11 protein-coding genes and 1 riboswitch are annotated in these 12,849 nt (G+C 30.0%); of the genes, 10 read left to right on the top strand and 1 reads right to left on the bottom strand.

Features of this window, described 5'->3' with window-relative positions:
• The first annotated feature begins 31 nt into the window (after positions 1-31).
• The 8 genes from IC173_RS11050 to IC173_RS11015 all read left to right on the top strand — a co-directional run bounded on the left by IC173_RS11050 (position 32) and on the right by IC173_RS11015 (position 7,078).
• Complete coding sequence (locus IC173_RS11050) at positions 32-478, top strand: PTS sugar transporter subunit IIA (RefSeq protein WP_227432741.1); 447 nt, start codon at positions 32-34, stop codon at positions 476-478.
• 118 nt (positions 479-596) lie between these two features.
• On the top strand, positions 597-899 hold the full coding sequence (locus IC173_RS11045) for a PTS sugar transporter subunit IIB (protein WP_227855543.1): 303 nt from the start codon (positions 597-599) through the stop codon (positions 897-899).
• Between the two features lie 188 nt (positions 900-1,087).
• The gene (locus IC173_RS11040) at positions 1,088-2,494 is read left to right on the top strand and encodes a PTS galactitol transporter subunit IIC (RefSeq protein WP_227432743.1); all 1,407 of its coding nucleotides are present in this window, start codon (positions 1,088-1,090) and stop codon (positions 2,492-2,494) included.
• Positions 2,495-2,844: 350 nt separating this feature from the next.
• Positions 2,845-3,903 carry a galactitol-1-phosphate 5-dehydrogenase gene (locus IC173_RS11035; protein ID WP_227855542.1) on the top strand — a complete coding sequence of 353 codons (1,059 nt, stop codon included), beginning with the start codon at positions 2,845-2,847 and terminating at the stop codon, positions 3,901-3,903.
• Between the two features lie 13 nt (positions 3,904-3,916).
• Complete coding sequence (locus IC173_RS11030; protein WP_413927550.1) at positions 3,917-4,738, top strand: transketolase; 822 nt, start codon at positions 3,917-3,919, stop codon at positions 4,736-4,738.
• Between the two features lie 2 nt (positions 4,739-4,740).
• Positions 4,741-5,658: a transketolase family protein gene (locus tag IC173_RS11025; protein ID WP_227855540.1), complete on the top strand. Its 918-nt coding sequence runs from the start codon at positions 4,741-4,743 to the stop codon at positions 5,656-5,658.
• A 68-nt stretch (positions 5,659-5,726) separates the two neighbouring features.
• The gene (gene araD / locus IC173_RS11020) at positions 5,727-6,413 is read left to right on the top strand and encodes an L-ribulose-5-phosphate 4-epimerase (RefSeq protein WP_227855539.1); all 687 of its coding nucleotides are present in this window, start codon (positions 5,727-5,729) and stop codon (positions 6,411-6,413) included.
• A 17-nt stretch (positions 6,414-6,430) separates the two neighbouring features.
• Complete coding sequence (locus IC173_RS11015; protein ID WP_227437322.1) at positions 6,431-7,078, top strand: class II aldolase/adducin family protein; 648 nt, start codon at positions 6,431-6,433, stop codon at positions 7,076-7,078.
• Between the two features lie 181 nt (positions 7,079-7,259).
• Here IC173_RS11015 and IC173_RS11010 read toward each other — a convergent pair whose 3' ends face one another.
• Positions 7,260-8,627: an alanine/glycine:cation symporter family protein gene (locus IC173_RS11010; protein WP_227437321.1), complete on the bottom strand. Its 1,368-nt coding sequence runs from the start codon at positions 8,625-8,627 to the stop codon at positions 7,260-7,262.
• A 187-nt stretch (positions 8,628-8,814) separates the two neighbouring features.
• Positions 8,815-8,903, bottom strand: a riboswitch (glycine riboswitch).
• A gap of 428 nt (positions 8,904-9,331) precedes the next feature.
• Between IC173_RS11010 and IC173_RS11005 the strand changes: the two genes are divergently transcribed.
• Together IC173_RS11005 and IC173_RS11000 are read left to right on the top strand one after the other, a co-directional pair.
• Positions 9,332-11,449, top strand: a complete 2,118-nt coding sequence (locus IC173_RS11005) for a DNA topoisomerase III (protein WP_227855538.1) — start codon at positions 9,332-9,334, stop codon at positions 11,447-11,449.
• Positions 11,450-11,556: 107 nt separating this feature from the next.
• Positions 11,557-12,810, top strand: coding sequence for a flagellar protein FliS (locus IC173_RS11000; protein ID WP_227855537.1), 1,254 nt, complete (start codon positions 11,557-11,559; stop codon positions 12,808-12,810).
• Positions 12,811-12,849: the final 39 nt, after the last annotated feature.

Raw genomic sequence — 12,849 nt, 5'->3', positions numbered from 1 at the left:
ATATAGCAACAATTTGAGAGGAGTTAGAGTAATGAATGTAGATTTAATATCATTAGACTTAGAAGCTAATGATTATGAAAGTATTATCAGAGAATTAGGAAATAAAATGTATCAAAAAAAATATGTAAAAAATACATATATAAATGCCGTTTTGAAAAGAGAAAAAACATTACCTACAGGGCTTAATATTGGAGAAATGTGTGTTGCGATTCCACATACAGACTCACAACATGTAAATGAATCTAATGTAGCTGTAGGAATATTGAAAAATCCAGTAAAATTTAATTCAATGATAGACCCAACAGATAAATTAGATGTGGAGCTTGTATTTTTACTAGCAGTAAAGAATCCAGACTCTCAAGTAAAATTATTAAAAGATTTAATGTCAGTTTTTCAGAATATAAAGCTGTTGAGAGATATAAAAAATGCATCAACAAAAGAAGAAGTAGCTGAATTATTAAATTTTATAGAAATATAATGAAAAGATGTTTTAGAAGTAAATAATAGAAAATTAGAAACTTAAAAGCAGTATTAACTTTTGAGCAATTTAATTTATATAAAATAAAACTTAAATATAATATTAGGAGGAAATTATTATGAAACAATTTAATGTATTATCAGTATGTGGTTCAGGAACAGTTACATCATCAATGGTGGCAGGTAAATTAAAAGAAGTATTAGGAGATAAGGGTATATCTATTACAACAACAGAGGATAGACCAACAGAAGCATTAAATTTGGCACAATCAGGAAGATTTGATTTTATAACATTTACAAGCCCACTTCAATCAGGTGATTACGGAATACCAACTATAAATGCATTTGCTTGTCTTACTGGTATAGGAGAAGATGCATTTTTTGAAGAAGTTTTAAAGGTTATTGATAGTTTAAATAAATAGTGTTTATAGTATTTAAATTAATAATTTAGATACTATAATAAACTATTATTCAAATAACTACTATCAAAATAAATTTAATTAAAGTGGCATCATTTAAGAATTTATTAGAATAAAAATGACAACAAAAAGATATTTATTTAGACATATTTAATTAATTTGATAAATGTTTAGAAATAGGAGGGTAAAAGATGTTAACATTTATGAAATCTATAATCGATACATTTGGTTCTGCAATTATAGTTCCAATTATAATATTCATAATAGCAAAAATATTTAAAGTGACTACTAAGAAATCGTTTCTTTCAGCTGTATATGCAGGTGTTGCTTTGCAAGGTTTTACGTTAATATTAAATTCATTTACACCAATAATAACACCAGTAATTAATAGAATGGTAGATAGTACAGGAGTAAATTTACCTGTGTTTGATGTTGGTTGGCAAGCTACATCATTAGTTGCATTTTCAACAAGTGCAGGTATGATATACTTAGGTCTTGGAATATTATTGCAAACTATTTTATTTTTAGTAAAGTGGACAGATGTATTCCAACCATCAGATTTATGGAATAATTATTCTTATATGGTTTGGGGAGCAATGGTAATAGGAGTGACAGGCAATTTCCCTTTAGGTATAGGGTGTATGGTCTTGTTAAACTTATACAGTTTATTAATATCAGAATTAGTTGCGAAGAGATGGTCTAGTTATTATAGATATCCTAATTGTACAATAATAGCTATGCACAATGTTGAAGCTTCTGTCTTTGCAGTATTTGCAGACCCTATATATAATAAACTTGGACTAAATAAAATAAAGTTAAACCCTAAAGAATTAGAAAAGAAATTAGGATTTTTAGGTGAGCCGATTACTCTAGGTCTTTTCTTGGGTATGTTTATTGGTATACTAGGTAATATGACTAGAATAACTACTATGGAAGCTTGGGGAGAAATAATGAAAGTTGGTATATCTACAAGTGCTGTTATGGCAATATTCCCAAAAGTAGCAAGTATGTTTGCTCAAGCATTTGCACCTATAACAGAAGCTGCTAGAAAGATTATGCAAAAAGCTGGAAATCGCGAGTGGTATATAGCAGTAAATGATGCTGTGGGATATGGTGAACCTGCAACTTTAATATCAGGTCTTATCTTAATTCCAATAATGCTTGTAGTAGCTATGATACTTCCAGGTAATCAGGTATTACCAGTTGTAGACTTACTTGCAATTCCATATATGGTACAAGGTTTAGTTGCAGTACATAATGGTAATATACCAAAAGTAATAGTTTCAGGTATAATATGGTTTGGATTAGGATTATATATATGTACATCTACAGCTCCATTATTTACAGATATGGCTACAAGTGTAGGTGTTGCTATACCAGCTGGAGCTATGCTTATAACAAGTTTCAATATACTAGGAAAACCTTTGATGGGGTTAGTGTTCTTTGCATTCTTAAGTGCAAATCCAATTTATATAGGATTAGCAGTTGTAATTTACTTTGTCTTATGGGCATTATTTAGAAAGAATAAAACAAGTATACTTGAATATTTAGAAAAACAAGCACTTAAAAATGTTGCAGAAGAACCTGTAGTAGCATAGCTTAAGTTTATTAAATATAAGAAAACAATGAATCAAGAAATCTATAATTGATTTTATAGGAGTATCAGAGATTATCTGAAAATCTATAAATGAAATGTAGATTTCTTTTTATTTTGATAAATATTAGGATTCTGTTTTATTGTACTCAACTATTAATTTTATGAATTTTATTTTGTTATTTAAAACATATTTTTTTATATTTATACAATAATGTAATTTGATTTTATAAAATGTATTATACATTGTCAAAATGCTTTGTATGTAAGGTATTTGTAGATATGAATTATTTGTTTTTTGTATGGCATAAATATTGCTATATATAAGTGTATAGCATGAAGGGAGAGGTTTATATGGCAAATAAGATGAGAGCATCAGTACTATACGATATAGGTGATGTTAGATATGAAATGGTTGATATACCAGAAATAACAGATGGAGAAGTACTTGTAAATGTTAAATATGTTGGAATATGTGGCTCGGATTTACCTAGGTCTATGGTTAGTGGATTGAGTGGAGGTACAGCATATCCATTAATCTTAGGACATGAGTTTTCTGGTGAAGTTGCTAAAGTAGGGTCAAAAGTAAAGAGTATTAAAGTAGGAGATAGAGTAGCTGTTGCCCCATTAGTTCCTTGTGGAGAATGTGGTTATTGTAAAGATGGGAATTTCGGATTATGTAATGACTACAATATAATTGGGACAAGAGTAAATGGAGCTTTAGCAGAGTATGTGAAAGTTCCTGAAGAGCATGTTTTAAAATTACCAGATACATTAGATTATGAAACTGCTGCTGGAATTGAACCAGCAACTATAGCATATCATGGGATTGCAAAAGCAGATATTAAGGTAGGAGATAGTGTAGTTGTACTAGGGTGTGGTCCAATAGGTCAGTTTGCTTTACAATGGGCAAAGGTTTTTGGAGCATCTAAAATTATAGCTGTTGATATTTTCAATGAAAAGCTAGAACTTTCTAAAGGTCTAGGAGCAAACTATACAGTAAATTCAAAAGAAGTAGATGCAATTGAAGAAATAAAAAAAATAACTAATGGTGGTGCTGATATTGTCATAGAGACTGCTGGTAGTAGGTTTACTCAAGAGCAATCTCTACTTATAGCAAAAAAAAGAGGAACTATAGTATTTGTAGGTATTTCGCATACAGAATTACCACTTAGTGCAAAAGCTGCGGAGAGCATATTACGTGGAGAACTTACTTTGAAAGGTTCTTGGAATTCATATACAAGTCCTTATCCTGGAAGAGCATGGACCGCAACATTAGATTTTATGGGAAAAGGAGATATTATTTTTACACCAATGATTTCACATAAAATAGGTCTTAATGAGGTAGGAGAATTTCTGCGTAAAATGGCAAACAGAGAAATAAATTTTAATAAAATCCTAGTAGAAATATAAAAATTTAAGAGGTATAAAAATGAATAAAAAACTAAAACAAATAGCTAAAAACATAAGAATAAGTATTATAAAAAGTATAACAGAAGCTAAGTCTGGACACCCAGGAGGTTCGCTGTCAATAGTAGATATATTAACTGTATTGTATTTTGAAAAAATGAATATAGACCCTATAAAATTTAATGATGAAGATAGAGATAGATTTGTATTATCAAAAGGGCATTCTGTACCAGCATTATATGCAACTTTGGCAGAAAGAGGTTATTTTGAAAAAAAGGATTTAATGAGTTTAAGAAAATTTGCTTCTAAGTTACAAGGACATCCAGACATGAAAAAGGTAGCAGGAGTAGATATGTCTACTGGTTCTCTTGGACAAGGTTTATCTGCTGCAAATGGTATGGCATTAGCTGGTAAATTAGATAATAAAAGCTATAAAGTATACACTATTTTAGGAGATGGTGAGATTCAAGAAGGACAAATATGGGAAGCTACAATGACAGCATCACATTATAAATTAGATAATTTAATTGCATTTGTTGACTTAAATGGATTGCAAATAGATGGTTCTAATGAAGAAGTAATGAATGTTAGTCCAGTAGATGACAAATTTAAATCTTTTGGATGGAATGTAATACTAATAAGTGGACATTGTTTTGATGAAATAGGAAATGCAATAGATGAAGCTAAAAAAGTTACAGGAAAACCAACAGTAATAATAGCTAAGACTGTAAAAGGTAAAGGTGTTTCATTTATGGAAAATAATGTGGCATGGCATGGAACAGCTCCAAATGCAGAACAAGCAGAACAAGCATTGAAAGATTTAGAAGGAGGTCTATAGGAATGGGAATAGCAACTAGAGAAGCTTACGGACAAGTGTTAAAAGAACTTGCAGAAAATAAAGATATAGTAGTATTGGATGCAGACTTAGGAAAAGCTACAAAAAGTATATCATTTAAAGAAGTTGCTCCAGATAGATTTTTTGATATGGGGATAGCAGAAGGTGACATGATTGGTACAGCAGCAGGTCTTGCTACTTGTGGGAAAATACCTTTTGCAAGTACTTTTGCAATATTTGCAACAGGAAGGGCTTATGAACAAATAAGAAACTCTGTGGCATATCCAAACTTAAATGTTAAAATAGTAGCTACTCATGCAGGAGTAACAGTAGGAGAAGATGGAGGAAGCCATCAAGCTATAGAAGATATATCTTTAATGAGAGGTATACCAAATATGGTTGTATTAAATCCTGCTGATGGAATAGAAGCAAAGAAAGCTATATTTTCTGCTGTAGATTACAATGGTCCTGTATATCTAAGACTTGGAAGAGCAACTACTGAAGATATACATAATGATGATTATAATTTCAAAATTGGAAAGGGCGAGATTCTTAGACAAGGTTCAGATGTAGCTATAATTGCAACTGGAATAATGGTTTCAAAAGCTATTAAATCTGCTGAATTATTAAGTAAAGAGGGACTTGAAGCTATGGTAGTTAATATATCAACTATAAAACCAATTGATAGTGAACTTATAGTAGAGGTAGCTAAAAATACTGGTAAGGTGGTAACTGTAGAGGAACACAGTGTAATAGGTGGATTAGGTTCTGCTGTTACAGAAGTTTTAAGCGAGAAATACCCTGTTGTAGTAAAGAGGATAGGTATAAATGATGAATTTGGTCAATCAGGAAATCCAGAATCTCTATTAAACTATTATGGATTGACTGTAGAAAATATAGTTAGTACTGCAAAATCATTCTAAATAAATATAATCAATAATAAAAGCAAACTAAAAATAAATTTTATCAAAAAAATATAGGAGGAATCAGAATGTTAGAGACTCTAAAAGAAGAAGTATTAAAAGCAAATTTGGAATTACCTAAAAGAGGATTAATCACTTATACATGGGGAAATGTAAGTGGAATAGATAGAGAAAAAGGGTTAGTAGTAATAAAACCAAGTGGTGTTGAGTATGATAAGATGACTGTAGAAGATATGGTAGTAGTTGATTTAGATGGGAATATAGTAGATGGTAGATTAAGACCTTCTTCAGACACTCCAACTCATCTAGTTTTATATAAAGAGTTTGAGGAATTAGGAGGTATAGTACATACACATTCAAGTTGGGCTACAACTTGGGCTCAAATAGGTAAATCTATACCAGCATGTGGGACTACTCATGCAGACTATTTTTATGGAAGTATACCATGTACTAGAAAAATGACTCGAGAAGAAATACGTAGTGAGTATGAAAGAGAAACTGGTAATGTAATTGTTGAAGAATTTATGGGGAAAAACCCAATACACTGTCCAGGAGTAATTGTAAATGACCATGGTCCTTTTACTTGGGGTAAAAATGCAAAAGAGGCTGTTCATAATGCAGTGGTTTTAGAAGAAGTTGCAAAGATGGCATATTATACAGAATTAATGAGTCCTGAGAATACTATGGATAGAGTACTTATGAACAAGCATTTTTCAAGAAAACATGGTAAAAATGCATACTATGGTCAAAAATAACTGTCTGGAGGTAAATTATGCTAGAATCTTTAAAAGTTAAAATTGTAGAAGTAGCAATTAAAGCAGAGAATTATGGCTTGTGTAAGGAAAAAGCTGGTAATTTTAGCATTAGAGATAAGGATACTGGATATATACTTATAACACCTTCAGGTATAGGAAGAGAAGAATTGAAGACAGAACACATTTGTGTATTAGACTTGGATGGGAATGTAATAGAAGCTGAGAAAGGTATTAAACCTAGTAGTGAGGTACTAATGCATATTGAAATATACAAAGTGAGAGCAAATGTAAATGCTATATCGCATACACATTCTCTCTATGCAACAGCATTTTCAGTGGCAAATAAACCAATTATACCAATTGTATATGAGTCAGTTAATTATGGTGGTTATGTAGACATAGCTCCATATGAAAGACCAGGGACTTTGGAACTAGCCAAAAGTGTTTCAAAGTTATTATTAGATACGGATGCATGTTTATTAGAAAGGCATGGATTGACAACTGTAAGTAATGACCTTGAAGATGCTTTGTTAAAATCGAGATATGTAGAAGAAGTAGCAGAAATATACTATAGGTCTTTAGTATTAAATCAATTTAAAGAACCTAAGGCAGTAGATATTAATGAATTTAAAGCATGGAAATATCCAGATGAAATAAAATTTTAATTAGGATGATTTAAATTAAATAGATGAACTATAATAGATATTAGCTTCTTTATATAGTGTAGTACTTCCTAAGTAAATATATTTAATCTGATATATTCATTTAAAACAAAAATAATATAAAACCCTAAATCGATTCTTATATTGGTTTAGGGTTTTATATTTTTTATTTATATATTTCTACTTATGCATTTCTTTTTAGTTGATTTTCTGGAGAATTTATATATTCAAAGTATTTTTTAGTTTCAGATACTATTATAGGTGATAGTGCAAGCAAAGCTATTAAGTTAGGTATTGCCATAAGTCCATTTACAATATCAGCAATTATCCAAACTACTTCTAACTTTAAGAATGCACCTAATAATACCATAGCTACAAATACAGTTCTATATCCATTCATACCTTTTACACCAAATAGGAATTCAAAACATCTTTCTCCATAATAACTCCACCCCAAAATTGTAGTGAATGCAAATAATGTTAAGCTAACTGTAAGTAATATTGGTCCAAATGTAGGAATAGCACCATTAAAAGCTGCTTGAGTCATAACAGCACCATTTAAGTCTGAACACCAAACACCTGATATAACAAGAGAAAATCCAGTAAGTGTACAGATTATAATAGTATCTATAAAAGTTCCTGTCATAGAGATAAGTCCTTGCTCTGCTGGCCACTCAGTTTTAGCTGCAGCAGCTGCTATTGGAGCACTACCTAAACCAGATTCATTTGAAAATACACCACGGGCGATACCATTTCTAATTGCTAGTGACATAGTTGCACCTAGAAAACCACCAGTTGCAGCAGTAGGTGTAAATGCACTTTTAATTATCAATACAAAAGTTTCAGGTATTTTATTCCAATAAGATATTAAAATGACTCCACAGATTACAATATAGATAACTGCCATAAAAGGTACTATCTTAGTAGCAACATTAGATATACTTTTAAGACCTCCAAATACAACTAAAGCTACAAATACTGCTAGTACAACACCTGTAATTCTAGGGTCCACTCCAAAGCTACTATTGATAGCGTCTGTTATTGAATTTACTTGAGTAAAAGTACCTATTCCTAAAAGTGCAACTAATATACCACTTATAGCAAAGAATATTGCAAGAGGTCTCCATTTTTCTCCCATACCATTTACTATGTAGTACATAGGTCCACCAGATACTTGACCATTTTTATCTTTAGTTCTGTATTTTATTGCAAGGACACCTTCTGAGTATTTAGTAGCCATCCCAAAGAATGCAGCTATCCACATCCAAAAAAGTGCACCAGGTCCACCAGCTTTAATAGCTGTGGCAACCCCAACGATATTACCAGTACCAACTGTAGCAGCCAATGCAGTACATAAAGCTGCAAAACTTGAAACATCACCACTACCTTTATTTTCAGCAGCAAATATTAGCTTAAGAGCACGTGGAAGTTTTGTTATTTGCACAACGCCAAGTTTAACAGTAAGTAATATACCAGTACCAACTAGTAGTACCAACAGGGGCGGTCCCCAAATAAAAGCATCAACTTTGTTTAAAATATCAATTAGATTCATAAAAACACTCCCTCATTTTTTTGCTTTACACAATCAATAGAATTTTTAATGAAGTAATTGACAGGAAATTAGTATAATTTATTAATAATTTCTAGTGTAATAAAAAAAGCTAAATCTAAAATAGATTCAGCTCTGGATATACACTAATTAGCAACCAAAATAAAAGTATTAATAATACTAGTTTTGGTAGATAATCCCTGTCCTTTTGCCTGAGAGATTGAGCACAAATGCCTTGCCCCTTCGGCGCCCATAATGGGTCTCTCCAGAGTTCCGTAAATTTTACAGTCCTACTTTAAAAAAGTACCTGAGAGTGTTACTCCTTCGGTGTGCCATATGGCAACTCTTCTATAAAATCTTAACCGGATATTGATTTGTCATAGCTTATTGTATTAATAATATTAATATAAGGTTTTGTGTTTTGTCAACTAAAAAATTTAAAAACAGGAAAAAAATATAAAAATATAAGTCTAATTACGAATTATAAACTTACAAATTTAAATAATATACGTAAAAATAAATAGGATAGTAGGTGTGTAAATCAAATTAAATATAGGTTTGTGATAAAAAAAGAAGAAAATATTAAATAATTAATTAGAATTGATTTAATTATGGTAATATTATAGTTACAATGTTAAGAAAAAGTATATTTATTTAGCTTTTAAGTGTAGTGTAAGATTGGAGAAAGAGAAAGGAAGTATTTTAAAATGGGAAAAATATTAGTACTAGCAGAAAAACCTTCTGTGGGAAGAGATATAGCAAAAGTTTTGGGTTCAAAAAATGAAAAAAATGGATATATAGAGGGACCAAAGTATATTGTTACCTGGGCACTAGGTCATTTGGTTACACTTGCTGACCCTGAAAGTTATGGAGAAAGATACAAATCATGGAGTTTAGAAGATTTACCAATACTTCCTAAGTATCTAAAGACTGTTGTAATAAAAAAAAGTGGAAAGCAGTTTAATACAGTGAAGGCTCAAATGAACAGAAATGATATAGATGAAATAGTTATAGCAACAGATGCAGGGAGAGAAGGAGAACTTGTAGCAAGATGGATAATAGAGAAATCTCAAGTAAAAAAACCTTTAAAACGTCTTTGGATTTCTTCAAGTACAGATAAAGCAATAAAAGAAGGTTTTGCAAAACTAAAAAGTGGTAAAGAATATGAAAATTTGTACTATTCAGCAATAGCACGAGCAGAAGCCGATTGGATTATTGGAATAAATGCAACTAGAGCTTTAACAACAAAGTATAACGCACAGCTTTCTTGTGGAAGAGTGCAGACTCCTACTCTTGCTATGATATTGAAAAGAGAAGAAGAAATAAGAAATTTTAAACCTAAAGAATATTATGGATTGGAGATAATTGCAACAAAGGGCAACTCAGATATAAAGTTTATTTGGAATGATAAAAATAATAATTCCTCAACTTTTAGTAAAGAAAAGATGGAAGGTGTATCAAAAAAAGTAAAAGATTTAGATGTTAAAATATCTGAAGTAAATAAATCATATAAGAAAAAATATTCACCTGCGCTTTATGATTTAACAGAATTACAAAGAGATGCAAATAAAATGTTTGGATTTTCAGCAAAAGAAACATTATCTATAATGCAAAAACTATATGAACACCATAAGGTACTTACTTATCCTAGAACTGATTCTAGGTATCTAACTTCGGATATTGTTGGGACATTAAAAGATAGAATAAAAGCTGTAAATGTTAGTGATTATTCGAAGGTTTGTAATAAGTTATTAAAAAGTAATATTGTATCTAATAAGTCTTTTGTTGATAATTCAAAAGTAACAGACCATCATGCCATAATACCAACAGAGCAAAAAGTGTTTATGAGTGATTTTACAGATAAAGAAAGAAAAATATATAATCTTGTCGTAAAAAGGTTTTTGGCAGTATTAAGTCCTCCCTTTGAATATGAACAGACAACTATAAGTGCAACTATAGAGGGCGAGACATTTAAAGCCAAAGGCAATAAAGTAATAAATCTAGGTTGGAAAGAAAGCTATAAAGATATGGATGATGAAGATGAATATGAAAGCATTCCAAATGTGTTGGAAAAAGATATTCTTAAAGTTAAAAGCTTGAAGATGACTTCAGGAAGGACAAATCCACCACCATACTTAAATGAGGCTACACTTTTAACATCTATGGAGAAAAGTGGACTTGGTACAGTTGCTACTAGAGCAGATATAATAGAAAAATTATTCAATTCATTTTTGATGGAAAAGAAAAATAAAGATATATATATAACATCAAAAGGAAAACAACTGTTAGATTTAGTTCCTGTGGACTTAAAGACACCAGAACTTACAGCATCGTGGGAAAAGAAATTATTAGATATTTCAAAAGGGAAGCTTAATAAAAATACATTTATAAATGATATGAAGGATTATTCAAAAGATATTGTATTAGAAGTAAAAAGTAGTGATAGCAAATTTAAACATGATAATTTAACTAAAAATAGATGCCCAGAATGTGGTAAATTTATGCTAGAGGTAAATGGTAAGAAAGGTAAAATGTTAATTTGTGAAGATAGAGAGTGTAATACTAGAAAAACCATATCACAAACAACTAATTCAAGATGCCCTAATTGTCATAAAAAATTAGAACTTCGTGGTGAAGGTGAAGGAAGAATATTTACTTGTAGTTGTGGGTACAGGGAAAAATTATCCTCTTTTAATAAAAGAAAACAAGAGGAAAAAAAGAAAGCATCAAAGAAAGATGTTAATCAATATCTAAAAAATCAAAATAAAAATCAAGAAGTATTTAATAATCCATTTGCAGAAGCCTTAGCTAAGTTGAAAAAATAAATAGTTTTCATGGCAATATTATACACAATCATAACTTTAACTATATATTAGTTATATGTACTGATATAATATAGGGTATAGTTTAGACATGAAAGTAGGGATGTCAAATGAGATTAAATTATATATTTAAATGCTATTGTGACAAATGTAAAGATATATGGAATAATTCAAGTATCGAATTATGTAAAGAAATAGAAACATATAGTGAAGATTCACAAAAAAAGTGTGAAGGCGAATTAGATAAATTGATAGATAAAGTATCAGTTCACTTAGAAAAGTGTCCAAGTGATGTTGTTCTAAGAAAAATGTGGATAAAAAAAGGTGAAGCTTTTTTGCAAAAAACACTAGAAAAAGAGAATATTTTTAAATTAGAGAAAATGAATGTAGAAGATAGAAAAAAATTCTTAGAAATAACAAAACAATTTATCAGAGATGCTAGAGGATTTGATGATGATTTACCTATAGAAGATATTATGCAGGCCGTGAGAAATGTATGGATTTCAAATGCACTGCAATTATTATTTGGAAAAGATGTCTATTATTCAAAAGCAAGTTTTGCATATAGTATGTTATATCCATATACAGACAATTATTTAGATAATACAAAGACAAATGAAATGGATAAAGCCTTATTCAATCGTTGGTTAGAAAAAAGACTCTTAGGAGAAAAAATTAAACCTAATAACTGTCATGAAAGTAAAGTATCTCAGATGATAGATTATATTGAAGAGGTTTATCCTAGAGAAGATTTTAAAGAAATATATGAGTCATTGTTATTAATATTTGAAAGCCAAGTAAAGAGTTTAAAACAGCAGGATAAGGAGACTTATTTGCATAAAGACGAAATATTATCTATTTCTATTGAAAAGGGAGGTTCATCTGTTTTAGTAGATGGATATTTAATAAATGGGCTTATGACAAATGAAGAGGTAAAGTTTTGTATTGGTTATGGATTTTTATTACAAATATCTGATGATTTACAGGATATAAAAGAAGATTTAAAGTGTAATCATAAGACTATTATGACAGAGATGTCAAAAAAGGGTTTATTGGATGAAATTGCAAATAAGTTAATAAACTTTACTATTGAATTAATAGAAAACTTTAAAATTAACAGTAGAAATGAAGCTATAACAGACATGATAAAAAATGATTGTTTAATGTTGATTTTGTTTTCTATAGCTTATAATGCTGAATTTTTTTCTATAGAATATATAAAAAAAATAGAGAGATTTCTTCCATATACGATATCTTATTCATTGGAAATTAAAGAAAAGATGCGAAAAAAATTTAAAAATATTGATTTTTTAAATAATGAAAATGAATATAAAGAAATGATTGATACTATATGTGCAAAGTAGAAAAATAGTGAGATGTATAATACATATCTCACTATTTTA

The organism is Clostridioides sp. ES-S-0048-02 (assembly GCF_020658495.1).
In the GTDB taxonomy this organism is placed as follows: Bacteria; Bacillota; Clostridia; order Peptostreptococcales; family Peptostreptococcaceae; genus Clostridioides.
This window is presented reverse-complemented; position numbering and strand designations above follow the sequence as displayed.

What these genes read in the sequence shown, in the direction of transcription:
- IC173_RS11050 (WP_227432741.1), top strand. Translation starts at nt 32, where the DNA reads ATGAATGTAGATTTAATATCATTAGACTTAGAAGCTAATGATTATGAA.
- IC173_RS11045 (WP_227855543.1), top strand. Translation starts at nt 597, where the DNA reads ATGAAACAATTTAATGTATTATCAGTATGTGGTTCAGGAACAGTTACA.
- IC173_RS11040 (WP_227432743.1), top strand. Translation starts at nt 1,088, where the DNA reads ATGTTAACATTTATGAAATCTATAATCGATACATTTGGTTCTGCAATT.
- IC173_RS11035 (WP_227855542.1), top strand. Translation starts at nt 2,845, where the DNA reads ATGGCAAATAAGATGAGAGCATCAGTACTATACGATATAGGTGATGTT.
- IC173_RS11025 (WP_227855540.1), top strand. Translation starts at nt 4,741, where the DNA reads ATGGGAATAGCAACTAGAGAAGCTTACGGACAAGTGTTAAAAGAACTT.
- araD (WP_227855539.1), top strand. Translation starts at nt 5,727, where the DNA reads ATGTTAGAGACTCTAAAAGAAGAAGTATTAAAAGCAAATTTGGAATTA.
- IC173_RS11015 (WP_227437322.1), top strand. Translation starts at nt 6,431, where the DNA reads ATGCTAGAATCTTTAAAAGTTAAAATTGTAGAAGTAGCAATTAAAGCA.
- IC173_RS11010 (WP_227437321.1), bottom strand. Translation starts at nt 8,627, where the DNA reads ATGAATCTAATTGATATTTTAAACAAAGTTGATGCTTTTATTTGGGGA.
- IC173_RS11005 (WP_227855538.1), top strand. Translation starts at nt 9,332, where the DNA reads ATGGGAAAAATATTAGTACTAGCAGAAAAACCTTCTGTGGGAAGAGAT.
- IC173_RS11000 (WP_227855537.1), top strand. Translation starts at nt 11,557, where the DNA reads ATGAGATTAAATTATATATTTAAATGCTATTGTGACAAATGTAAAGAT.